At 68.9% G+C, this 22,360-nt stretch carries 18 protein-coding genes and 2 pseudogenes; 13 read left to right on the top strand and 7 right to left on the bottom strand.

Annotated elements, in window-relative coordinates; all coding sequences use genetic code 11:
* Positions 1-51 precede the first annotated feature (51 nt).
* Together ACFWU9_RS12505 and ACFWU9_RS12500 are read right to left on the bottom strand one after the other, a co-directional pair.
* A complete protein-coding gene (locus ACFWU9_RS12505) occupies positions 52-1,965 on the bottom strand; it encodes a S9 family peptidase (protein WP_384317102.1) in 1,914 nt (637 codons plus the stop codon).
* 29 nt (positions 1,966-1,994) lie between these two features.
* Positions 1,995-2,666: a TIGR03086 family metal-binding protein gene (locus tag ACFWU9_RS12500; RefSeq protein WP_384317099.1), complete on the bottom strand. Its 672-nt coding sequence runs from the start codon at positions 2,664-2,666 to the stop codon at positions 1,995-1,997.
* Between the two features lie 208 nt (positions 2,667-2,874).
* Between ACFWU9_RS12500 and ACFWU9_RS12495 the strand changes: the two genes are divergently transcribed.
* A complete protein-coding gene (locus ACFWU9_RS12495) occupies positions 2,875-3,831 on the top strand; it encodes an alpha/beta hydrolase (RefSeq protein WP_384317096.1) in 957 nt (318 codons plus the stop codon).
* Here the strand turns inward: ACFWU9_RS12495 and ACFWU9_RS12490 are convergent.
* Positions 3,719-4,420: a TetR/AcrR family transcriptional regulator gene (locus ACFWU9_RS12490; RefSeq protein ID WP_384317093.1), complete on the bottom strand. Its 702-nt coding sequence runs from the start codon at positions 4,418-4,420 to the stop codon at positions 3,719-3,721. The genes ACFWU9_RS12495 and ACFWU9_RS12490 overlap by 113 nt on opposite strands.
* 104 nt (positions 4,421-4,524) lie before the next feature.
* On the opposite strand from ACFWU9_RS12490, the gene ACFWU9_RS12485 reads away from it, so the two are divergent.
* Together ACFWU9_RS12485 and ACFWU9_RS12480 are read left to right on the top strand one after the other, a co-directional pair.
* The gene (locus ACFWU9_RS12485; protein WP_384317091.1) at positions 4,525-5,391 is read left to right on the top strand and encodes an SDR family NAD(P)-dependent oxidoreductase; all 867 of its coding nucleotides are present in this window, start codon (positions 4,525-4,527) and stop codon (positions 5,389-5,391) included.
* A 205-nt stretch (positions 5,392-5,596) separates the two neighbouring features.
* Positions 5,597-6,751, top strand: coding sequence for a serine hydrolase domain-containing protein (locus ACFWU9_RS12480; protein WP_384317089.1), 1,155 nt, complete (start codon positions 5,597-5,599; stop codon positions 6,749-6,751).
* 85 nt (positions 6,752-6,836) lie between these two features.
* On the opposite strand, the gene ACFWU9_RS12475 is transcribed toward ACFWU9_RS12480, so the two are convergent.
* Positions 6,837-7,013, bottom strand: a complete 177-nt coding sequence (locus ACFWU9_RS12475; RefSeq protein WP_384317087.1) for a hypothetical protein — start codon at positions 7,011-7,013, stop codon at positions 6,837-6,839.
* 118 nt (positions 7,014-7,131) lie between these two features.
* Between ACFWU9_RS12475 and ACFWU9_RS12470 the strand changes: the two genes are divergently transcribed.
* Positions 7,132-7,704, top strand: a complete 573-nt coding sequence (locus ACFWU9_RS12470; protein WP_384317084.1) for a flavoprotein — start codon at positions 7,132-7,134, stop codon at positions 7,702-7,704.
* Positions 7,705-7,820: 116 nt separating this feature from the next.
* Here the strand turns inward: ACFWU9_RS12470 and ACFWU9_RS12465 are convergent, their stop codons facing one another.
* Positions 7,821-9,659 (bottom strand): DUF262 domain-containing protein, encoded by a 1,839-nt coding sequence (locus ACFWU9_RS12465; RefSeq protein ID WP_384317081.1) that lies wholly within the window; start codon positions 9,657-9,659, stop codon positions 7,821-7,823.
* A gap of 138 nt (positions 9,660-9,797) precedes the next feature.
* On the bottom strand, positions 9,798-10,403 hold the full coding sequence (locus ACFWU9_RS12460; RefSeq protein WP_384317078.1) for a YbhB/YbcL family Raf kinase inhibitor-like protein: 606 nt from the start codon (positions 10,401-10,403) through the stop codon (positions 9,798-9,800).
* Positions 10,404-10,513: 110 nt separating this feature from the next.
* On the opposite strand from ACFWU9_RS12460, the gene ACFWU9_RS12455 reads away from it, so the two are divergent.
* The 6 genes and pseudogenes from ACFWU9_RS12455 to ACFWU9_RS12430 all read left to right on the top strand — a co-directional run.
* Positions 10,514-11,197: a GntR family transcriptional regulator gene (locus tag ACFWU9_RS12455; RefSeq protein WP_384317076.1), complete on the top strand. Its 684-nt coding sequence runs from the start codon at positions 10,514-10,516 to the stop codon at positions 11,195-11,197.
* Between the two features lie 199 nt (positions 11,198-11,396).
* Positions 11,397-12,842, top strand: a complete 1,446-nt coding sequence (locus tag ACFWU9_RS12450; RefSeq protein ID WP_384317073.1) for a metallophosphoesterase — start codon at positions 11,397-11,399, stop codon at positions 12,840-12,842.
* A 240-nt stretch (positions 12,843-13,082) separates the two neighbouring features.
* Positions 13,083-13,397, top strand: a pseudogene (locus tag ACFWU9_RS12445) (IS5/IS1182 family transposase); the annotation flags it as partial.
* A 71-nt stretch (positions 13,398-13,468) separates the two neighbouring features.
* A complete protein-coding gene (locus ACFWU9_RS12440) occupies positions 13,469-13,696 on the top strand; it encodes a hypothetical protein (RefSeq protein WP_384317311.1) in 228 nt (75 codons plus the stop codon).
* Positions 13,697-13,957: 261 nt separating this feature from the next.
* A complete protein-coding gene (locus ACFWU9_RS12435; protein ID WP_384317070.1) occupies positions 13,958-15,898 on the top strand; it encodes a pentapeptide repeat-containing protein in 1,941 nt (646 codons plus the stop codon).
* 59 nt (positions 15,899-15,957) lie between these two features.
* Positions 15,958-16,110: pseudogene (locus ACFWU9_RS12430) on the top strand (site-specific integrase); the annotation flags it as partial.
* A gap of 609 nt (positions 16,111-16,719) precedes the next feature.
* On the opposite strand, the gene ACFWU9_RS12425 reads toward ACFWU9_RS12430, so the two are convergent.
* Positions 16,720-17,010: a hypothetical protein gene (locus tag ACFWU9_RS12425; protein ID WP_384317067.1), complete on the bottom strand. Its 291-nt coding sequence runs from the start codon at positions 17,008-17,010 to the stop codon at positions 16,720-16,722.
* Between the two features lie 623 nt (positions 17,011-17,633).
* On the opposite strand from ACFWU9_RS12425, the gene ACFWU9_RS12420 reads away from it, so the two are divergent.
* The 3 genes from ACFWU9_RS12420 to ACFWU9_RS12410 all read left to right on the top strand — a co-directional run bounded on the left by ACFWU9_RS12420 (position 17,634) and on the right by ACFWU9_RS12410 (position 22,350).
* Positions 17,634-19,661 (top strand): hypothetical protein, encoded by a 2,028-nt coding sequence (locus ACFWU9_RS12420; RefSeq protein WP_384317065.1) that lies wholly within the window; start codon positions 17,634-17,636, stop codon positions 19,659-19,661.
* 301 nt (positions 19,662-19,962) lie between these two features.
* Entirely contained in the window at positions 19,963-20,397 is a 435-nt protein-coding gene (locus tag ACFWU9_RS12415; protein ID WP_384317063.1) for a WhiB family transcriptional regulator, read from the top strand.
* Between the two features lie 432 nt (positions 20,398-20,829).
* Positions 20,830-22,350 (top strand): SNF2-related protein, encoded by a 1,521-nt coding sequence (locus ACFWU9_RS12410; protein WP_384317061.1) that lies wholly within the window; start codon positions 20,830-20,832, stop codon positions 22,348-22,350.
* The last annotated feature ends 10 nt before the right edge of the window (positions 22,351-22,360 follow it).

Here is a 22,360-nt window from a genome sequence, read left to right as displayed (position 1 = left end):
GGCGCCGGACGGGGCCGTGCGCGCGGCCCCGCCGGCGCCCGGCGAGAGGGCTCAGCGGAGATGGCGCGCCGCGAAGTCCAGCTCCAGCCGGACCTGCTTGATCCGCTCCTCGACCACGAGGGAGCCGTGGCCGGCGTCGTACCGGTACACCTCGTGCGCCGCCCCGCGTGCCGCCAGCCGGTTCACATAGTTCTCCACCTGCTGGATCGGGCAGCGCGGGTCGTTCAGGCCCGCCGAGATGTACACCGGCGCGCGCACCGCGTCCACATAGGTGAGCGGCGACGACGCCTCGTACCGCTCCGGGACCTCCTCGGGCGTACCCCCGAGCAGCGTGCGGTCCATGGACTTCAGCGCCTCCATCTCGTCGTGGTACGCCGTGACGTAGTCCGCCACCGGTACGGCCGCCACCCCCACCGCCCACGCGTCCGGCTGGGTGCCGAGACCCAGCAGCGTCAGATACCCGCCCCACGAGCCGCCGGAGAGAACGAGCCTCGCCGGGTCGGCGAGGGACGACGACACCGCCCACTCGCGGACCGCCGCGATGTCCTCCAGCTCGATCAGGCCGACGCGGTGCTTGAGGGCGTCCGTCCACTCGCGGCCGTAGCCGGTCGAGCCGCGGTAGTTGACGCGTACGACCGCGAAGCCGTGGTCCACCCAGGCCGCCGGGCCCGCCGTGAAGGAGTCCCGGTCGTGCGCGGTCGGCCCGCCGTGGATCTCGAACACCGTCGGGAACGGCCCCTCGCCGGCCGGCCGCTGCACCAGCGCGTGGATCCGGCCGCCCGGACCCTCCACCCACACGTCCGTCACCGGCACGGACTCCGGCGCCTTCGCCCCCGGCGGGTCGAGCACAACAGCGCCCGTCGTGGACCGTACGACCGGCGGGTGCGCCGCCGACGACCACAGATACTCCACCGAGCCGTCGGGCCTGGCCGTCGCCTCCGACACCGTCCCGGCGGGCGTCTCGACCTCGATCAGCGAGCGGGTGGCGAGGTCGTAGCGCCACAGCTCGCTGCGCGCCTCGAAGCTGTGCACGATCAGCAGCGCGGACCCGTCCGGATACCACTCGGCCGATACGTCCCCGGGCAGCTCGATCGCCAGATCGGTCTCCTCGCCGGAGGCCACGTCCCACACGACCGGCTCCCAGCGCCCGCGCCGCTGGTGCCCGACGAGAAGGCGGGTGTCGCCGTCGACCGGCGCGAAACCGAGGACGGACAGGCCCAGTTCGACCTTGCCGCCCCGGGTGTCGTCCAGCTCGGCGACCGTCGTGCCGTCCGGCCGGACCACGCGCAGCGCGGAGTGCATCGCGTCGCCGTGCTCGGTGTGCTCGACGGCGATGAGCGTGCCGTCGTGCGACAGGTCGCCCACGCCGGCCGACTCGCGGTGGCGGTAGATCTCGACCGGGGTGCCGCCGGGGGCGAGGACATGGATCGTGGATCCGTCCTCGTCGGTGGAGCAGCCGACGACGGCCGTCCCGTCCCGGCCGAGCGCGAGACCGCTGGGGTAGGCCGGGGGGATGCCCGGGGCGGCGGGCTCGTCGCGGCTGTCGCGCTCGGGGGTGGTCCCGGTCCCGGCGGCCCTCGGCGTGGTGCCGGTCCCCGGGGCCGCGGGCGTGGCGTCCGCCTCGGTGCCGGCCGTCGCGGGGTCGAACGGCTGCCGCCTCCAGACACCGAACTCGTCGCCGTCGGTGTCGTCGAACCACCAGATCCACCGGCCGTCCGGGGTCAGCACGCCGTCCATGGTGCCGTTGGGGCGGTCGGTGACCTGCCGCTGGGCGCCGGTGGCGCGGTCCCACGCGTACAGCTCGTACGTGCCCGTCGCGTTGGACACGAACAGCGACCGGTCGGGCGCGTCCTCGGCCCACTCGGGCAGCGAGACGCGGGGCGCCCGGAAGCGCTTCTCCCAGTCGGGTGCCGCTGCGGGCTCCGTCGGGTGTTCGGGCTGGTGGTGGGCGTTCTTCTCAGTCATACGCCCCATTCTGCGTCTCCGGGCAGGTCCTACGGGGTCCAGCCGGGAGATCTGCCGAGCGTGGTCAGGACGAGGTCGAAGGGCCGTGCGGGATCGGCACCCCCTGTCCGCGCGGGGCTGAACGCCGCGCCCGGTTCGAGCCGCCTCCCGTCGTCCGGCACGAGGCGTGCGAGCGCGAGGGCCGCCTCCGCGATCTCGTCGTCCGGCCGCCAGTCGAGGCCGATGGCTCTGGCGAGGTCCCAGGCGTGGACGGCGTAGTCCAGGAAGTGGAATCCGATGGCGACGGTGGCGGGGAAACGCCTGGAGACGCTGATCTCGGGGAGGTCGAAGCGGCGTGCCGCGGTGCCGGCCCGGGCGAAGGACGCAAGGACGAGCCCGACCGTGGTCCGGTAGGCGGCGACAGGGCTGTCGCCGTCGCCGAGCGGCAGCGGTTGCCAGTGGCGCGGGTCGGCGCCGTCGCCGTCCGCCGCCGCGGCGAAGCCCACGTTCTGGCCGGCCATGTGGGACACGAGCGCGCGCAGGTTCCAGCGCGCGCAGGGGGTCGGGCGCTCCCAGTCGGCCGGACCGGCCTGCTCCAGGATGCGTACGGTCTCCAGGGCCACGGCGCGGTCGTGGCGCAGGAGCACGTCGTCTCCGCAGGGGAGCAGATGGTGGTCGATGAGGAGATCCAGCTCGTTCTTGAACTCCTGATTGGGCCCCATGTGGTGGTCCCGCCCTCCGGGGTGTGATGGGTTCGCCGGTGCGGCATCTTAAGCACGACCGTACGTTCAGTTTCTCAATAAAACTAGCCGAACGATCGTGCTAATGTCTTGCGCGTCGCGTGCATGTGTCGCATCGCTTCGCATGCGTTGCACCGCTTCGTCCGTCGCCCGTCCGTCGCTCTACCCCGGCCAACGAGGAGAACCTGGCATGCGCTTCGCCATGACAACTGTCGGTACGGCCCTGAACAGCCTGTCCTACGTGTCACCGGGGCTCGCCGGAAAGGCCGCCTTCCGGCTCTTCCGTAATCCGCGCGGCCGCAGCCGTCTCCGGCCCGAACAGCGCCCGGTGATGGACCGCGCCGAGGTGGGCGGGATCGCCATCGGCGGGGAAAGGGCGGTCAGTTACCGATGGGGCACGGGCAGACGCCCGGTGCTGCTGGTGCACGGCTGGGAGTCACGTGGCGCGCGTTTCGCCCCGATGGTCACCGAGTTGCTGGACCTCGGCCTCAGCCCGGTCGCCTTCGACGCGCCCGGTCACGGCGACGCCACCGGCGAGCGGATGACGGTCGTCGATCTGCGCGACATCATCAAGGCGCTGGACGCGGAGCACGGACCGTTCGAGATGGTCGTGGCCCACTCGCTGGGCGTCACCGCGACCTGTCTCGCCCTCCGGGGCGGCGATCTGCGGACGGAGCGGATCGTCGCGATCAGCGGGGTACCCGAATTCGCCTTCCTGGTGGACCGGTTCTGTGCGCTGCTCGGGCTGCGGGCACGGCTGAACGTGGAGCTTCGGAGCCGTATCGAGCGGGAGTTGTTCCCCGGCGAGGGGGACATCTGGGCGCGCTTCTCGGTCCCGCGTACGGCCGCCGAGGCGGGTCCGCAGGCGGTCCTGGTCGTCCACGACGAGGACGACGAGATGATCGATCCCGTCCACTCGCGCACGCTCGCCGAAGTGCTGGGTGACCGCGCGGAGTTGGTCGTCACACGCGGGCTGGGCCATCGGCGGATCCTGGACGCGCCTCAAGTCGTGGCCACCGTAAGGGACTTCGTGGTCAGGGAGCGGGAGCGGCATCAGGAGCGGGAGCAGGAGCGGGGGACGGTGCGGGAGCGGTCGGCGCGAGCGACGGCGCGGCCGGATCGGTCGCCACAGCCCGCAGCCGGCTGAGGACGCCCTTCGCGGCCTTGGCGTAGCAGCTGAAGTCGTCGTGCAGGACCGATTCGGCGTTGGCGCCTTCGAGGAGCGCGACGAGTTCGAAGGTGAGCTGGGGGACGTCGGTGTCCTCCCGTACCTCGCCCGCCTCCTTGGCCTCCTCGATGTTCCGGCTCACGAAGGCGACCCAGTCGAGCCGGGCCTTGGCCACCGCGTCGTGGACCTTGCCCTCGCGGGCGTCGTACTCCGCCGAGACCGAGTAGAAGAAGCAGCCGCCGGGGAAGACCCGGTTCTCCGAGTAGGAGAGCCATCCGTCGCAGAGTCGGCGGACCCGGGCGAGCCCGGCGGGCATGTCGAGGACGGGACGTACGACATGGTCGATGTACACCTCGGCGGCGGCGCGCACGGTGGCGAGCTGAAGCTCCTCCTTCGAGCCGAACAGCGCGAACACCCCGCTCTTGCTCAGCTCCAGCTCACCGGCCAGCCGGCCGAGCGACAGCCCCCCGAGACCCTCGACCGAGGCGATCCGGACGGTGTGCTTCAGGATCAGTTGGCGGGTCTGGTTCCCCCGCGCGATGCGTCCGTCGGTGCTGGTGGCTGTCATATGCCGAGTGTACTAACCGTACGACCGTGCGGTCATTGCTCGGACGGCGCGGATATCCGGTCGAAGGCGGCTGATCACGGGCCGAGGGGGTCCAGGCTGGGCGCATGACTGAATTCGCGCGGGACGCAGATACGGGTACGGATACGGGTACGGGCACCGGCAGGGGCACGGGACCGGGGGCGGGGGCGAGCGCCGGCCCGGGACGGGTCGCCGTGGTGACGGGCGCGGCGCAGGGCATCGGCCGACGGGTGGCCGATGCCCTGGCGGGGGAGGGCTACGCACTGGTCCTGGCCGACATCGTGGACCCGGTGGACACCCTCGCCGCCGTGCGCGCGGCCGGGGCGCGGGCGGCGGCCGTCGTCGGGGACGTCGCCTCCGAGGCGTACGCGACCCGGCTCGCCGACCAGGTCCAGGAAGCCTTCGGCCGGGTGGACGTGCTCGTCAACAACGCGGGTGTGTCACTGCTCGTACCGGCCGAGGAGACCACGGCCGACCAGTGGCGGCGGGTCCTGGACGTCAATCTCACCGGCCCCTTCCTGCTGTCGCGCGCCCTGGGCCTGCCGATGCTCGCCGCGGGCGGCGGCTCGATCGTCAACATCGCGTCGATCGCGGGACTGCACGGGGTCTCCGACCGCGCCGCGTACAACGCGAGCAAGCACGGTCTGATCGGACTCACCCGCACGCTCGCCGGTGAGTGGGGAGGCCGGGGCGTACGGGTCAACGCGGTCTGTCCGGGGTGGGTGAAGACGGAGATGGACGCCGCCGACCAGGCGTCCGGCGGCTACACGGACGAGGACATCGTGGAGCGGGTGCCGATGGGGCGGTTCGCGGCGCCGGGCGACATCGCGCAGGCGGTGGCCTTCCTCGCGGACCCGGCGCGCAGCGGCTTCGTCAACGGCACCGCCCTGCCGGTCGACGGCGGCTGGACGGCGGACGCGAGCTGGACGTCGCTGCGTCTGCGTAAGCGCTGACGGGCGCGGGGGAATTCTGTCGTCGGACCGATGAGTCGGTGCCTCGTCGGCAGTCTTCTTCATCAGTGACCACCGCTTCAGGAGTAACCGTCGCTTCACGCGTGACCACTGCTCCACCGGTGATCAGTGCTTCACCGGTGGACACCGCTTCACCGGCACCACCGCTCGAACAGATCCGACCTCCGACCGACGGGAAGGCGAACCCATGGCAACCGGCGCGACCACTCTGCACGACCTGCTGAAGGCCCATGTGAGCGAGGGCCCGCTGCCGGGCGCCGTGGCCATGGTGGCCCGGGGCGACCGTATCGAGCTGGCGCACGTCGGCTCGGCCGACGCCGCCGGCACCGCCCCGCTGACCAGGGACTCGATCTTCCGTATCGCCTCGATCACCAAGCCGATCGTCGCGGTCGCCGTCCTGATGCTGGTCGAGGACGGCCGTGTCGCCCTGGACGACCCGGTCGACGAATGGCTGCCCGAACTGGCGAAACCGATGGTCGTACGGACACCCGGGAGCCCCGTCGACGACGTGGTACCGGCCGTCAGGCCGATCACGGTCGCCGATCTGCTCACCTTCCGCAACGGCCACGGCTTCCCGTCCGACTTCTCGCTGCCGGCGGTCGCCCCGCTGTTCTCCGAGCTGCGACAGGGGCCTCCGCAGCCGCAGCACGTCCCGGCGCCGGACGCGTGGACGGCGGCGCTGTCCCGTATCCCGATGCTGCACCAGCCGGGCGAAGGCTGGCTCTACAACACCGGGTCCGACATCCTCGGTGTGCTGATCGCGAGGGTCACGGGCCGGAGCCTGCCGGAGTTCCTGGCGGAGCGGCTGTTCGAACCGCTCGGCATGGTGGACACGGGATTCGAGGTGCCGGCCCCCAAGCGCGACCGGGTGCCCCACTACTACCGGAAGGGCGAGGACGGCGGCCTCGAACTGATCGACACCCCCGACGGCCAGTGGAGCGTGGTGCCGCCCTTCCCGTCCGGCGCCGGCGGTCTGGTCTCGACCGTGGACGACTGGTACGCCTTCGCGCGGATGCTCCTCGCGGAGGGCAGGGCGGGCGACCGTACGCTGCTGTCGCCCGCGTCCGTCAGGCAGTTGACCACGGACCATCTCACCCGGGCGCAGCGGGAGGCGGGCGCGTTGTTCCTGGAGGGCCAGGGGTGGGGATTCGGGGGCTCGGTGGACGTGGAGGCGATCGACCCCTGGAATGTGCCGGGGCGCTACGGCTGGGTCGGCGGTACGGGGACGGCGGCCCACATCACGCCGTCCACGGGCCTGGTGACCATCCTGCTCACGCAGTTGGAGGCGGGCGGCCCGGTCCCGTCGACGCTGCTGCGGGACTTCTGGCGTTACGCGGCTTGAACGGTCTGACGCCCGTGGACGCGTGCTCGCCTGTGCCTGCCGTGCCTGCCGTGCCTGCCCGTGTCCGCCAGCGTGCGCCCGCTCGTCAGCGTCGGCGCCCGCGTGCCTGCCACCCGGCTCCGACACCGGCCAGGTGCAGGGAGATGAGGGTGAATCCGATGAGCATGAGACTCGGCGTACGGAAGATGATGTCGGTCGACGTCTCGGTGGCGTTGATGATGAAGGCGATGAAAAAGACCACAGCCGCCGCTATTGCAAGCATTTGCTCTCTCCTGACGATTATGCGGACGTAAGGACAACCAAACCCGGAATGACGGTGGTTGGGTCGTTGCCGACCGTGTGCCCCGGAGAAGTCCCCCCAGTCCTGCGAGACTGTGGCGATGAGCGGAGTACGGGCGGCGCGCGGGGTCCTTGGAGTGGTGGCGTCGGCGGCGGGCGGGGTGAGGTCGCTCCGTACCGGGCTGGTCGAGCCCGCGACGGCCCTCGGCTGGCAGGTGGCGGTGACCCTCACCCCGACCGCGGGCCGATGGCTGGGGGAGAGCGGCGAGTCGGCCCGTCTGGAGGCCCTGACCGGCCTGCCGGTCCGCGACCGGTCCAGGCTTCCCACGGATCCCCGCCCGCACCCGCCGGTGGACTGCTTCGTGGCCGCCCCGGCGACGGCCAACACCGTCGCCAAACTCGCCCTGGGCATCGCCGACAACCAGGCCCTCACCCATCTCACCGAGGCCCTGGGCACCCCGGGCGTGCCGGTGATCGTCTTCCCGCACATCAACGCGGCCCACGCGCGCCACCCGGCCTGGCCCGGCCACCTCGCCACACTCCGCCGGGCCGGCGTCCACCTGGTCGAGGGCCCGGACGTCTGGCCCCTCCACGAGCCTCAGGCAGCTCCTCCGGCCCGCGAAGTCCCGTGGGCGGCGGTCCTGCGGGCGGTGGAGCGCGCGACGGGGACATGAGGCGGGTCGGCCCGGCCCGCCGGCCCTCCGGTCGTGTCGGTCAGCGGTATCGGCAACGGGCCGAGTTGGCCCCTGCGCTCGGGCCGGACACCACGCCACATCACGCCGCGCCGTGGTCAGAGATCGTCGGTGTCGTCCGATACGTCCAGGCTGATCCCCGGATCACCCGCGGCCGACTCGTCGTCCAGGATCGCCTTCCCCATCGCGGCCGAGATGCTGCCGAGCAGCGCCGCCCTGCGGGCGGCGAAGAACCCGTCGAAGTCGTCGGCGGCCATGAGGTCCGGGTGCGCCAGGTGGGAACGGATGCGCTCGGCGACGCCCTCACGGGCGGTCTCCGCCGTCTTCTCCAGGCGCTCCAGATAGTCGGAAGGGGCGGCGCCTCCGATGATCCGGTTGGTGCGAGCGGTCAACGGGGTCTTGTTCACGATGGAGTTGTAGACGGTGGGCTCGTAACCGGCCTTGTCGCACCAGGTCTTGGGGAAGATGTGGTGGATGTCCACGGACTCGTCGAAGTACCCGATCACCTCGGCCTTCTCCCCGGTGCGCCAGTCCCTCGCGCCCGCCTTGAGCAGGAGCGCGTAAATCCCCTTGTAGGCGGCGCTGTTACGCGTACGGAGGGTCAGCAGGCGCCCCGGCGCGAACTGCGCGGCGGTGACCGTCCGGGGCTCGGCGGCGTCGTCACGGATCCAGTCGACGACATCGGGCAGATCCTGGCTGAAGCGGGTCTCGGTCGAGCCGCCGTACAGCTCCCCGAACACCCCGCACCAGTACCACCGGGCCAGCTTCTGCTGGGCGCCCGCGCTCTGCGCCGTATCCCCGGCGAGGGCCAGGATCGCGGCCAGTGGTATCAACTGCGTGCCGTACGGCAGGAACTTGGTGTCGAAGAGGAACTGCTGGTGGAGGAATTTTGCCGCGGTTTTGAATCCGGCGATGACGGACGGCGCGAAGCGTACGTAGTCCTCCAGCGACAGGGCGAGCATGTCCTTGCGCTTGCATCCGATACGCGGCAGCCGCTCCTCCTCCGTCCCGCGCGCGGCCTCGTCCCCGCGCCGCCTGGCCGTGGCCAGCAGGGTGACGGCCTGGAGGAAGTCGGTGTTGGAGACCTCGCGCAGGATGCGGTACTCGGGTGCCTTCCACGCCGCGCGGCACTTCTGTTCCCAGTGGTCGCGCAGATCGAACTCGTCGGCGGCGTACGTGGCGGTCAGCAGCTCGAAGACGGTCAGGGTGACCCCGCCGGTGTTCACCTTCTCGAACACCTGGCACACGGCCTGGCGCGGGGTCTCCTGACCCAGCTCGATGACCGGGACGTGGTAGAGGTCGAAGGGCCGGACGAATTCCTTGTTGAACTCGCGCCACAGCTTGCGCTTGACCTTGTCGCCGTCCCAGTGATCGGTGAACTCGTCTCCCCAGTCGCCGCCGTCGAACACCGCGTGGAGCGGGAAGAGATGGGCCTCGTACTCCCGCTCGGGGGTCGAGTAGTCCTCGATGACCTCGCCCCGGAAGTTGACCACTTTCCGGGACTCGGGCAGGAAGCGGATGGCGTCCTCGCGGTCGCCGTTCTCGTCGAGGGCCTGGACCATGTCGACGTAGAACCACCCCGACACCCGCTGTTTCCGCAAGTCCTGTGTGATCACCGGGCCCTTGAGCTTCAGGGACTGGAACAGCGAGGTCAGCCGCTGCTGCCCGTCGAGCACCAGCGAGTCCGGCTCGGGCTCACCGACAGGGGTGGCTCCCTCGATCGGCCGGTACTTGAACCGGACGTCGCCGCCGGCCTTGAGCAGCATGACCGTGCCGACGGGATAGCTCAGCGAGATCGATGCCAGAAGACTCGCGATGTTGGGGTAGGGCCACACCCAGCCGCGCTGGAACTCGGGGAGTTGGGCCTTGCCGACCTCGACCTGCTGCAACAGATCGCGCAGCGGTCTCTTGTCGATGCTGAACGCTTCATCGGCCACGTCGGCTCCTTCGGGCGGCTGGCCGGCGAGGCCAACTCTTGCGTGTCACGCTCAAGTTACAAGCTGTGACGCGCGTGTTCGCCCGAGATCCGGAACTGAGGGGGAGGCCGCCGGTTCGCCGGCGCGCGAGCGGCTCCGTCAGACGGGAGTCCCCGGGGTGGTTTCGGCGATGGTTTCGGTGCCGGTCCCCTCCGTGGTTTCGGCGGCGGCCTCGGCGCTGGTTTCGGCGGTGGCGGTCAGGACCGCCCGTCCGAGGATGTGGCCGCTCATCGTGAAGCCGAGGACGGCCGGGGTGGCGTCGGCCGGGACGCCGATGGACTCGACGTCCAGGGCGTGCACCACGACGAAGTAGCGGTGCGGGCCGTGCCCGGCCGGCGGGGCGGCGCCGATGAAGCGGGCGGCGCGGGCGTCGTTGGGCAGTTGGAAGGCGCCCTCGGGCAGGCCCGTACCGCTGTCGTCGCCGGCGCCCTCGGGCAGCTGGGTGACGGTGGCGGGGATGTCGGCGACCGCCCAGTGCCAGAACCCGGAGCCGGTGGGGGCGTCGGGGTCGTAGACGGTGACGGCGTAGCTCTTGGTGCCGTCCGGGGCGCCGTACCAGGACAGTTGAGGAGATATGTCCTTGCCGCCGGGGGTGCCGGAGGCGTGCTGCTCGGGCGCCCACGCGGCGCCGTCGGTGACGGTGGTGCTGGTGACGGTGAAGGAGGCCGCCTCGGGGAGGCGGGCGAAGGGGTCGTTGGGGCGCATCAGGGCCGTTCCTTTCGGGGGAAGGGTGGCGGCTCCGTGAAGGAGCGCCGCCGATGAATCGACGATAACAGAGATAATCGATTATCGCTTGGATCGTCTACGATGGCGGCATGCCGCAGACGACCCACACCCCGGCCTCGCCCGGGAAGCAGATGCTCTCCGAGCAGGTGTACGCGCATCTGCGCGACGCGATCATGCGCGGGAGTTACGCCCCCAGTGACGCCCTCAAGCCCCAGGACCTCGCCAGGGAACAGGGCGTCAGCCTGGCCGTCGTACGCGAGGCACTCGTACGCCTGGTGGGCGAGGGTCTCGCCGAACGGCTGCCCAACCGCGGCTTCGCGGTCCCGGCCTTCTCCGACCACCGCTGGCAGGAGATCGCGGAGGCCCGCCGGACCATTGAGCCGGTCCTGCTGCGTATGTCCGTCGAGCGCGGGGACATCGACTGGGAGTCCCGTGTACGGGCGGCCCACCACCGACTGACGCGTACGCCGGTGTATCTGCCGGACGAGGGGGAGTACTACAGCGACGAGTGGGCCGAGGCGCACCGGGTCTTCCACCGCACCCTGCTGGACGGCTGCGGGAACCCCGTACTGCTGGAGACCTTCGACCGGATGTGGACCGCGAGCGAACTGGCCCGCCGCTGGTCGGCGCGGCGCAACCCCGACCGGGACGGCGTCGTCGAACACCGCCGGCTCGAGGAGGCGGCGCTCGCGCGCGACGCGGACACGGCGGCGGAGGTACTGGTCCAGCACCTCACTTTGACGGCAACGGGACTCACGGACCGCGAAGCCTGACGCGGCTGGTCGCGCTGAGCGCGGCGTCCGCGACGCCGGCGGTACGGGGCGATGTCAGGGGACGACACCCGGGGGGCGACACCCGCGGTCGGCCGGGTGGCCGGGCGGCACGGTGGCCGGAAGGAGATGTCATCGCGCATACGCGACGCTGCCCACGGAAGCTTCTCGGGCGTTCATGCCTGACGGGCACCCCGGAGTCATGCGCTGCTGTCGCTCCACCCGACAGGAACTCCTCCACTGGGCCGCGGTCATCGCCTCCGCCTCGCTGGTGGCCGCCCTCGACTCCCGCCACGAGAAGGGAACCGCCCGCCGCCGGGACCTCGACGCGGTGAAGGCCGTGAACCTGGAACTGGTCACGCTCACCGAGGACAGCGCCGTCGTCACCTGGTACACGGGCGTCCCCGGAACCGACGACGGCCTCGGCCGCATGCTCCCCGCCACCACCGAGGGCGAGGTCGTCTACGGCACGCATCCCGCCCGGCTGGACCGCACCGCGGTGGAGGAGGGCCTCGGCGCGTACCACTACGTGGAACTGACCGGCCTCGAACCGGGCCAGACCTACTACTACCGCGCCCGCTCCCGCGGCAGCGCGGCCACGCCCACCCCGCTGCACCTCGTCTCGGGCAACGCGGTGGGCACCTCTCCGTACGGACTCGGCTCGGCCGGACCGTACTCCTTCACCACCCCCCAACCCCCGCCGGGCCGCTATCTGTTCTCGATCGCGCTCTGCAACGACCTCCACCTCGGGGAGACCACCGCGGGCCGGATCGCGGGCGTCCCCCTGCTGCGGGGCATTGCGCAGAGCCCGGGCCTCGCCCCGTACCCGGAGGTGATGAGCCGGGCCCTGGTGGAGGACGCGGCCCGGCGCGGGGCGGACTATCTGCTGGCCGCGGGGGACATCTCAGCCAGGGGCGGGGCGGTGGACCTGGGCAGGGCGAAGGAGATCCTGGACGGGTTCGGCACCCACGGCGAGGACTACTTCGTGGCCCGGGGGAACCACGACCGCCCCGGAGCCCACGACTCCTTCCGCGACGGCTTCTTCGAGGGCGACGGGCCCACGTACTTCTCCCGCGACCTGCACGGTCTGCGCGTGGTCGGCCTGGACACCTACGACAAGCCGGGCAACGGCGGCGACGCCGGCGGCCTCTCCGAAGAGCAACTGTCCTGGCTCCGGGCCGGCTTGAGAGAGCACAAGGACCAGCCCACGGTCCTGTTCGGCCACCACCCCTTGGCCGTACCGCACTCACCGTTCCCGGTGACGAGCGGCCAACGCCTGAACAGACGCCAGGCCCGGTCGATCCTGGAGAGCTACGCGGCGGCGCCGGGAGTCTTCCTCCACCACGCGGGCCACACCCACCGCAACAAACGCTCCGTCGCCCCCCAGGCCCCCGGCGTAACGCTCCAGGAGGTCGGCGCGGTCAAGGAGTACCCGGGCGGCTTCTGCCTGCTCCGCATCCACTCCGGCGGCTACGCGCTCAACTACTACAAGACGAGGAGCACCCCAGCAAGAGAATGGAGCGAACGCAGCCGCCACCAAGTGGCAGGAATCTGGCCCCAATTCGCCCTGGGCCGCACCCCCCAGGACCGCAACACAATGACCCCCCAAAACCTCACGGGCCTCGCCCCACGCCCCCACGCCCGCTGAAGACGGCCACAGCACCCCACCACTACCACCCGCGAAAACGCCTCAGGACCGCCCTCCCGACGAGGAAGCCCGGCCCTGATCTGCTTCTGCTGTTGGGGGTGACGGGACTTCAACCCACGACCGCTTCGTCCCAAAGCACCTCGGGCAGGGGCGTTACCCTGCGCTGGAGCGGCATTTACCTGCGCTAATGGTCCGCGGACGTCCGCGCTCGTCCACCGTTGTTCGCCGGCGTCGGGCCTCCGGCCACGAGTTAGTCCGTCGCGGGTCCGTGGCGACAAGGCCTATTTGGCACGCGCGAACCGTGCCTGTCTGCGGCGGTGGGGAATCCGCTGCACGATTCCGGAACCTGCCGATCAGGCAGGACACCGCAAGCGCCGCGGCACGGCCGGCGGGCGGCCGCCGGCTTTCGACCGTGAGGACTACAAGGACCGGCATGCTGTGGAGTGCGGCATCAACCGGCTGAAGCGGAACCGGGCGGTGGCCACCCGGTTCGACAAGCTCGCTGTCCGCTTCGAAGCAACAGTCCTCATCGCCGCGATCAACGAACGCCTGTGACCCGCCGGGAGTGACGGCCCCGCATGTCATCCTGGCCGCGATCAGGTCAGAGGGTTGAGGGGGTCGCGGTCTTGGACGGTGGCTACGAGGTCGTCCGACGCGACACCACCCGCCGCGAACACGACGTCGCCACCGAGACCAGCATCGGTCGGATCACCCGCGACCTGACCATCTGGATGGCCGCCCGCGACTTCCCCGGACGACCCACCCAGCACACCAGCAACTTCTCAAACACGGCCGAGCCGGCCAGGCCGGTTCGGGGCGAAGGTCGTAACGCGGGGGAGTGGGCTTGCTGGTGACGAACGACAGGTTGTCCTCGACACGCCCTCCGCACGCGAGGTCGTTCCGGGAGAGCCGTCGCCCCGGTCGTGACCGGGAAGCTGTCTGAAGACGGCAACTGATAAATGCGTTGGTGGCGTCTTTGGAGCATGACGCATCCGAGTTCCGCTCAGCCAACCGCCCCGCACTGGCCGTACTGCGGGCGGGGCGCCGATCCCACGGGCGACCCGGTGGGCTGCAGGGGAGTCCATGTCACTGGACACACCGTGTGCCTGGCGCACTTGGAGGAGACCCACCGCGATGCCTATTTGAGCGATCTGGTCCCTGGCGCTGACATCGACCACCGCGGCACCCCCTTCACCCCGGACCTGGGGGAACAACTACTCGATGCTCTGACCGACGGCACTACGGGGCATGCCCGACTCGGCAAAGCCATCTTCAATGGCGCGGTCTTCACCGGCGACGCCCGGTTCGATGACGCGGTCTTCACCGGCAACGCCAGCTTCGATGAGGCGGTCTTCACCGGCGACGCCCGGTTCGGCGAGGCGGTCTTCACCCGCGATGCCGACTTCGTCGGAGCCGTCTTCACCCGCAACGCCGACTTCAACGAGACAACCTTCACCGGCAGCTCGCGGTTCAACGGGGCTACTTTCGCTCGCAACGCCGACTTCGAAGGTGCCACCTTCACCGACCACGCCAGATTCAGGGGGGCTACTTTCGCTGGAGCCGCCCGGTTCGGCACAGCTAGCTTCACCACTTACGCCGACTTCGAAGGGGCTATCTTCGACAGCCGCGCCGAATTCATGAGGGCAGCCTTCAGCGGCTACGCCGGCTTCGAGGGTGTCACCTTCGCCCTCAGCGCCGGCTTCGACGAGGCTACTTTCCACAGCAACACCAACTTCAAGAAGGCCGCCTTCACCGGCCACGCTATCTTTTACAAGACCGCCTTCGACTTCGACGCCGTCTTCGACGAGGCGGTCTTCGCCAAAGAGGCCCTCTTTACGGGGGCGGTCTTCCACAGTGACGCCAGCTTCACCGAAGGGGTCTTCTACAGCATCGCCCGGTTCGACATGGTGACCGTCTCCGGTGACGCAAAGTTCTTGAAGGCACGGTTCGTAGAAGCCTCACGTCTTGGGCCGTTGGTGAGCGGCGGAACCGTTCTTCTGTACGGAGCGGTGTTCGGTGCGCCGGTGACGCTGGAGATCGCGGCCCGCAAGGTGAACCTGAGACGTGTGCGCTGGGCATCGACAGCCACGCTGAAGCTGCGATACGCCGAAGTGGACCTGGACGACACGGTGCTGGAGTACCCGGCGACGGTCACCGCCCACCCCAAGCCTTTCCAGGGCCTTCATGGACCCGTGCCGGAGGAACCGTTGACCGGGCAGGACGCCGGGGTGCGGCTGACTTCGGTGAGCGGCGTCGACACCGCGCTCCTAGCGCTGTACAACATCGATCTCAGCGGCTGCCGGTTCGCCGGGGCGGTCCATCTTGATCAGCTCCGTATCGACGGCTGGTGCACCTTCGCCACCACTCCGCCCGGCTGGGGGCTGCGCTTCCCCTGGCGGTGGAGCCGTCGGCGCACCCTCGCCGAGGAATACGACTGGCGGGCCCGCTCGGCCCGCCGCTCCCACGGCTGGACAGCCTCTCCGCAGGACGCCCCTGAGCTGCGGCCGACCGCGCTGGCCGCGTTGTACCGGCAACTGCGCAAGTCGCTGGAGGACGGGAAGAACGAACCCGGCGCGGCAGACTTCTACTACGGCGAATCGGAGATGCGCCGCCACGACAAGGACAGCACCTTCCGCGCCGAACGTATCCTGCTGACCGCCTACTGGGCGCTGTCCGGCTACGGGCTGCGCGCCGGCCGAGCTCTGGCCTGGCTCGGCACCACCATGACCATCACCGTCATGGCACTGATGCTGTGGGGCCTGCCTGCCGACGACCCGAAGCCCCGGACCACCGGCCGCCAGGCCGAAGCCGGCCAGGAGCTCAGCCTGACCACCGACACCCCAGACCCAAGGAACCCCACGGGCCGGCTCACCGAACGCGTGACGTCCGAGCGGTTCGAGAAGTCCCTGCGCGTCGTCATCAACTCGGTGGTCTTCCGCTCATCCGGCCAGCACCTCACCACTGCCGGCACCTACACCGAGATGGCCTCCCGCGTCACTGAACCCGTCCTTCTGGGCCTCGCCGTCCTCGCCATCCGCAACCGCGTCAAACGCTGACGGATCTGAGGAACAGAGCGCCGCGCGAAGGCGTTGCGCCGCTGGCGGGCCAAACGGCGGACGCGTCAGCCAGCGTCGGGCACTCCAGGACGGCCGTGGCCGAGGAGGTGTACCGAAAACAGATCCGGCCCGCGATCCAGACCGGCGCCGTGGTCATGGATGGCATCTTCGGGGCGGATCACCAGAAGCCCCAGGCACTCACGAATCGGTAGTCACGCAGATAGACACGCGGCATGCCAGAGAGCCAGTGACACTTGCACACTGGGCTCTCTGATCTGCGTTTTCAGCTGTCGAGGTGGCGAGGATCTGAACCCACGACCTCTTCGTCCCGAATGAGGATCGGACGCTGATCTTGCCAGCATGGATGCTGTTTACCCTAGTCAGAGCCTTGGCATGTCGTGGTCTCGGGTGGTCTTGAAGGGGGTCTGGGAGCGGGTTGGCTCCCAGACGGCTCCCAGGGAGCCCTCTCACTAGGACGGTGGTCACTCTGCGGTCCTAGCTTTGTCCGCGGCTCGGCTCCGAAGGCTGCCGACGTAGTCCGGACGGAGCATGGGGCGGCATCGTGGACGCTTCCCTGCGTTGATGTCCTCCACATACTTGGCGAGGCGCTCGGGGTTCTTGCCCGACCATCCATGTGCGAGAGCCCACCCCTGCATGGCTTCACCGTCCATTGGGATGCCTGCATCGTGCAGTGCAAGCAGGCAGCTCACGACCATGTCCTTCTCGTAACCGGCCGAGATGGTGTTGTTGTGGTTGATGGTCAGAGTCAGGCTCTTCAGGGCTTCGACGACGACGGGGTCGAGTTCTGGCGTCAGCTCTTCTTACGTCGAGCCGTCGCCAAGGATCGATGGCCTCACGGCTGTCACGCACGGCCTGATCTCGTCGTCGTTCCACGTGATGACGCAAAGGGCCCGGATGCGGTGGCCGCCGTACTGCACCAGCTTCCCGATGTCCGCCATGTTCGGCCAGGCCATGAGCACCGGACCGTTTCCGCGGATGAACCCGCTGCCCCTGCCGGTGACGTGCTCGACGTTGGAGTGTCGGGACACGAGCTGTTCCAACTCGGAGCAGTTCTGCAGGTTGGACTTGAGGCTGGTCCACACGGTGAGCATGTCGCCGTCCTCCATGTGCTCGCAGCACTAGTCGATGGCCGCGTCCACACCCTCGGTGTCGTTGCTGGCGACAGCGCACGGAAAGTTCCCGTCGCGTTCGAACATCCCTGCTCCTGTTCTCGGGTCGGACAGGGCTCACGCTACGCGGAGGCACTGACAGAGCCGCTCGCGCGGTCATCAGGGCTCTTCGCACCAGCCTCGATCCGGCGGCCTGGATCCGTAGGTGGCCTGATCAATCGGCTCCACGAACGCACCGCGTGAGAGCGTGCCCCAGGGATAGCTGGCTAGCAGGCGCGATGACCGGATCGCCATATTCCATGAGTACAGCTACATAGCACAATTGCGTAGCTAACAGCTACGGAATCAGAAGATTGTGAGGGAGTGTCACCCCTGCTGCTAGCGTTTTTCGGGCAGTCACATCAGCGGACTCAAGCTCCTCACCTTCGCCATGGGGCGGTGGGCGGCAACGCCGGCAGCCTAAGCCGGTACGTCTCGGAAGTGCGGTCGAGTGTGCTGATGCCGTCTCGGACACATCGGGTCTTGCCTGGGCGAGCCGAGGGGGAGAACGGGAAACAGCGTGACCGATCTCCTTGGACGACCACGGCGTCCGGGTGCATGCCTGGATGGACACCGGGACGAAGATCGGAGAATACCTGATGGAGCCATCATCCGGCGCGGGCGAGACCGTGCTGCCTCGCCCTGTCGAAGCGCTGCCCCTGCCCGCCTTGGCGCCCGCAACACGGAAGCTCGCCGACAAACTCATCGAACACTTCACCATGGGCGAGCCCGCCGCATTGGCCCTCGCACAGGCTGTCGTCGACCCATCCGTCACCCGCCGAGCGGTGGAGTCCCCAGAGCGGCTGCGGGTGCCCGGTGGCGTGATTCTGGCTATCCGGGCTGACGTATGGGCGCGCCATATCATCCCGGATCCGCGGAACCCGCGGATCGGTCCGTCGCGTCGGCACCCGGCCTCGAACCTGATCGGCACCGGCGAGAGCACGCGCTTCCGCCCGTTGGCCGAGCCGATCGCGGCGTCAGGGAGGCGCCCGGAACTCGTGCAGAGGCTCGCGAACCAGGAACACCTCGCGTGGGCGGCGCAACTGTCCAAGGAGTACGTGCTCGACCACAACGACTGGCGCGAGTCCCTCCGCCACCAGGGAGTGATGACAGAGGTGTGGCTGGCCGGGACGGCTTTTCAGCACGAGGACAGCACACCCGGGGTAACGGTTCCGGTCACGGTCGAGGGGTCGAGCCGCGTGACGTGCGCCCACGACCTGCTCGACCTCAGGTCTGCCGACGTTCCCTACATCCGGGACACGGCGAAGCTGCGTTCCCACATTCGTAAGCTCAACGAGACGATCACGACCGCGGGGGACCCGGCACAGGTTGACCCCGAGGTAGCGGTCACCGTGCGCTGCGAACGGCTTCCGGCGTTGCTGCTCGTCGGTTTCGAGCCGCACGACGGCACCACCGCTGACTTCGGCGTCGCCGTGAAGTCGTTGGTGGCGCTCCGGCACGTCGACTCCCCGAAGCCGTGGGGTGAAGCCGCAGAGAACGAGGCCCTCGCCGACGCCGTGGTGGACGAGATCGAGCGGCGGAAACTGATCACTCCCGCCAAGGCCGACTGGCTACGCGGTGCCCTCACCCCCGACCAGGCGAAGGCAGCCGGATTCAACGACGACCCGTCCGTCCGGGCGGCGGCGATCGTCCGGCTCTTCGCCGAGCGCGATCAGTCGATCCACGCCGCTGTGCGGGTCGCCATCACCGGACAGAGCACCCGCAAGAACATCACCACCAAGCTGCTGCTCGACGTAGCTTCCTCTCTGGTCATGCGCTCGGTTTCGGAAGAGGACTCCCGCAGGCGGGAACGGATGCGGAAGTACTTGAAGTCGGCGTTCCCGGGTGAGCTGGCCAAGGACTGGGAGGCAACCTTCCGCGGAACGAAGGAGCTCGCTCAAGCCGCACTTGAGGAGGTGACAAAGGGAGAGCCCGACGTGGCGACCCGGGAACTCGCGGCCCGTAGTGCCTATCCGCTGGTGATCAACGGCCAGCTCACGGGTGACCGCGGCACGCGAAACAACGATCAACCCGATCGTCGCCATCCAGGCGAGGTCATCGACCGTATGCGCAGCACCCGGCACGGCGTGCACCAGCTGAAGCAGACACTCCTCGACTCTGCGGCGGGCCGCAGGACCCGCAAGGTCGACGAGACTGGACAGGTCATTCAGAATGATGACGGCCGCGACATTCTCGTCACCGACGCGGACCTCCGCCGCACCTTTCCACCTGCCGGCGAAGGCCCATCACCCACACCAGCTCCTCGGAACGCGGGTGAGATCCTCGGGAACGCTCTGCACGACCTGGCCACGTCGATCCAGGCGGTCGAGGGAGCGGTCAAGGTCGTGGAGGCAGTCAGGGCCGACGACGGAACCCGCGCCATCGATTCGTTGGGCGCCGACCGAGCCGACTGCGAGGCGTGGCGGCACGTCCTGCAGGATGTCCTATTCAAACTGCCTGTCTGGCAGCAGCGGAGCGTCCAACGACACGGGATCATCGCCGAGGACCCGAACGACCTCGACACAGACCTTGACGCCTTGGAAGACGAGGAATCGGACGACGAAGACACCTCGTCTCAAGACGATGTCGCCTGAATCGATCATGACTCCCGGGGAGTCCTCTGGATAGGCACAGCAACCCGGCCGCACGCCGGGGGAACGCGACGCGGATAAACGGTGAGGCCCACCCACCCGACTAGGGCGAGGGCGGCAACGTCGGCTTCCCGGGCTCAAGCCTGGACAGCCGGTACACCTTGGGGCCGAACCCGCGATCCGCTGGCGCTTGCCGTCACACCGGGCGTGGCCCGGAAAGACATCAGGTGGGTGCGCCGGACAGTTTCCAGCTCACCCTGGTTATTCACCGTGGACCGGATTTGGCCACGAGCTGGAGCACTCGATGGACAGCTTGCATTTCCTCGTTGGTCGCGAACAGGAGTTTCGCGATTTGATCCAGTCGTCTCAGCACCCAGACTCAGCCCGTGCGGCATGCAGGGGCATGGACGTAAATCTTTACCACCCTGCGGACGGGAAGCGGCCTGTTGAGAGGTCACTGGCCGTATGCGTGGGTTGCGAAGGCCGCTTGGAGTGCCTCACCCTCGCGCTGCGGGTGGAGGAGCCGGAAGCCCGTCACGGTTGGTACGGCGGCCTCAGCCCGGCAGACCGCGACTGCGTCGCGGTAATGCTCCGGCTTCCCAAGGGGACAACCCCCCTGCCGGACCGAGCTCTCACAGCTATCCGTCTGAGCCGGGACGGCTGGCGGATCAATGACATCGCCGAAGAGCTTGGTTGCTCCCGGCGAACCGTGCAGCGATACCTCCACTGCGTGGAGTGACACCAAGGCGGCAGGGGGAAGCGCCGCCCGTCCCAAGGATGAGGGCAGACTGGTCGGCGCGGCGGTGGTCTCGTTGGCAGGCTTCCGCCCCACAGTCCGCCTTCTGTCTGGGTTCGCGCCGCCGGCAGCCAAGCCTCCATGATGCAGGCTGTGAAGCTGACCTTGACCGACCGACATCGCGTTCCAACAGGTCGTGCGCCCATGGTGATGGGTGGCCGGAAACAGTCACCGACGCGCCCCTCCTCGCGTCCCCTGTGTTGGAAGTAGCAGGTGGTTACTGTAATTTGACGTCCCGTTAGGCAGCCTGCGGTTGGGGAACCACGGCTGGCCGAGGGGGAGGGACCAGGACATGGCTTGTCCACGTCCAGCGGGTTGGCTTGTAGCCAGTCTCAGCAGCTGGATTCCGCCGAGCCTTGGGGTAGACGCATAAGCATGCAACCTCAAGGCACGTTTGAGCGCGGCCAGAGAGTAAGAGTTCAGGCCACTGGCGTACCAGAGTTCGCCACGGTCAGGTTCGCCCTGCCCGGAGACCAATCGGGGTCATGGGATCTCATCCTGGTCGACGACGAAGACCGTCGTCATGAAGTGAATCTGGCAGCCGGAGATACCGAGACCGTGCGGCCTCTCGTCAGCGACGGGCAAGCTGACTCCGCCCGTGTGCTGGCCGCGATGTGGACCCAGTGGATGAACGCCGCGGCGACCAATGCCGAGTCCAGCGCGATGGCAGCCACACCACTTAAGCCGTACGCGCACCAGACGACTGCCGTCTACGGAGCGATGCTCCCCCAGCCTCTGCTGCGCTTCCTCCTTTGTGACGAGCCGGGTACCGGCAAAACAATCATGGCTGGCTTATACCTACGTGAGATGCAGAGGCACGGCCTGATCACGCGGGCGATCATCGTGTGCCCTGCGAACCTCGCCACCAAGTGGGTGGACGACTTCCAACGATTACTGGGGGGCGGGCTGCGTCAGCTGACCTCGGCCACAGTGCGTGAGGACGCTCTGAACTCCAACGACCTGTGGGTGGTGTCGCTGGAATTGGCAGCGGTGAACCCCGCAGTGCAGGACGCCATCCGGCCGGACAAGGCTGGCTGGGATCTGATCGTCTTCGACGAGGCGCATCGATTGACTCCGACTGCCGCCGGCTTCCACCAGGTCGGACGGCTGCTGGCCAAGAACACCCCGCGGGCGCTGCTGATGACGGCAACGCCGCACCGCGGCAAAGAGTGGCTCTTCCGGCACCTGCTGCATCTGGTCGACCCCGAGATCTACCCAGATCCGGGCAACGACCCAAACATCGAGCTCAGTGCGCTGCGTCCCGGCCCCATCCACTTCCTGCGGCGGATGAAGGAGGGCTTGGCCGACTACGACGGCACGACCCGGTTGTTCAAGGGGCGCACCGCGCACAACCACAGCGTCCCGCTGTCGCAGACCGAGTACGGCTTCTACAGAGCCGCCCTAGATATGGTCGACCGGTTCTTCCTCCCGGTGGCGCAGCCACTTGCCCGCATGGTCTACGGCAAGCGAGCAGCCTCCAGTCTCTACGCGCTGGCCGAGACACTGCGTCGGCGGCACGAGCACATGGGGGCGATGAGCGAGGCGGAGGCGGCGCTCATCGCCGACCGCGAGGATCACGGTGACGAGGCCGAGGTCGATGAGGCGAAGGTGATCCACACGGTCTCAGCCTCGACCAGGGCTGAGCGGGCGGCGATCAACAGCCTTGTGCAGCAGATCGAAGCAACGGTCAGTGACTCCCGCTGGCAGCCGTCGAAGTGGAAGCGGCTCACCGACGACTGCTTGGCCGCCCACGGAATCCACCCTGGAAACGGTGAACAGGCCGTTGTCTTCACCGAGTACGCAGACTCGGCCGAGTGGATCGCACGACGGCTCCAGGCCCAGGGATACACTGCCCAGCTCTACTCCGGCCGCCAGAGCAGGACCGAACGTCACTAGGCACGCAAGG

Source organism: Streptomyces sp. NPDC058653, from assembly GCF_042716895.1.
Taxonomy (GTDB): domain Bacteria; phylum Actinomycetota; class Actinomycetes; order Streptomycetales; family Streptomycetaceae; genus Streptomyces.
The sequence above is the reverse complement of the archived record's forward strand: the minus strand, read 5'-3'. Positions and strand labels throughout refer to the sequence as shown.

Bases quoted from the DNA above. Each gene is read 5' to 3' on its own strand.
- ACFWU9_RS12460 (WP_384317078.1), bottom strand. From the start codon at position 10,403: ATGCGCCCCAACGACCCCTTCGCCCGCCTCCCCGAGGCGGCCTCCTTC.
- ACFWU9_RS12485 (WP_384317091.1), top strand. From the start codon at position 4,525: ATGACTGAATTCGCGCGGGACGCAGATACGGGTACGGATACGGGTACG.
- ACFWU9_RS12470 (WP_384317084.1), top strand. From the start codon at position 7,132: ATGAGCGGAGTACGGGCGGCGCGCGGGGTCCTTGGAGTGGTGGCGTCG.
- ACFWU9_RS12420 (WP_384317065.1), top strand. From the start codon at position 17,634: ATGGACACCGGGACGAAGATCGGAGAATACCTGATGGAGCCATCATCC.
- ACFWU9_RS12450 (WP_384317073.1), top strand. From the start codon at position 11,397: ATGCGCTGCTGTCGCTCCACCCGACAGGAACTCCTCCACTGGGCCGCG.
- ACFWU9_RS12505 (WP_384317102.1), bottom strand. From the start codon at position 1,965: ATGACTGAGAAGAACGCCCACCACCAGCCCGAACACCCGACGGAGCCC.
- ACFWU9_RS12455 (WP_384317076.1), top strand. From the start codon at position 10,514: ATGCCGCAGACGACCCACACCCCGGCCTCGCCCGGGAAGCAGATGCTC.
- ACFWU9_RS12475 (WP_384317087.1), bottom strand. From the start codon at position 7,013: ATGCTTGCAATAGCGGCGGCTGTGGTCTTTTTCATCGCCTTCATCATC.
- ACFWU9_RS12490 (WP_384317093.1), bottom strand. From the start codon at position 4,420: ATGACAGCCACCAGCACCGACGGACGCATCGCGCGGGGGAACCAGACC.
- ACFWU9_RS12500 (WP_384317099.1), bottom strand. From the start codon at position 2,666: ATGGGGCCCAATCAGGAGTTCAAGAACGAGCTGGATCTCCTCATCGAC.
- ACFWU9_RS12410 (WP_384317061.1), top strand. From the start codon at position 20,830: ATGCAACCTCAAGGCACGTTTGAGCGCGGCCAGAGAGTAAGAGTTCAG.
- ACFWU9_RS12415 (WP_384317063.1), top strand. From the start codon at position 19,963: ATGGACAGCTTGCATTTCCTCGTTGGTCGCGAACAGGAGTTTCGCGAT.
- ACFWU9_RS12425 (WP_384317067.1), bottom strand. From the start codon at position 17,010: ATGCTCACCGTGTGGACCAGCCTCAAGTCCAACCTGCAGAACTGCTCC.
- ACFWU9_RS12495 (WP_384317096.1), top strand. From the start codon at position 2,875: ATGCGCTTCGCCATGACAACTGTCGGTACGGCCCTGAACAGCCTGTCC.
- ACFWU9_RS12480 (WP_384317089.1), top strand. From the start codon at position 5,597: ATGGCAACCGGCGCGACCACTCTGCACGACCTGCTGAAGGCCCATGTG.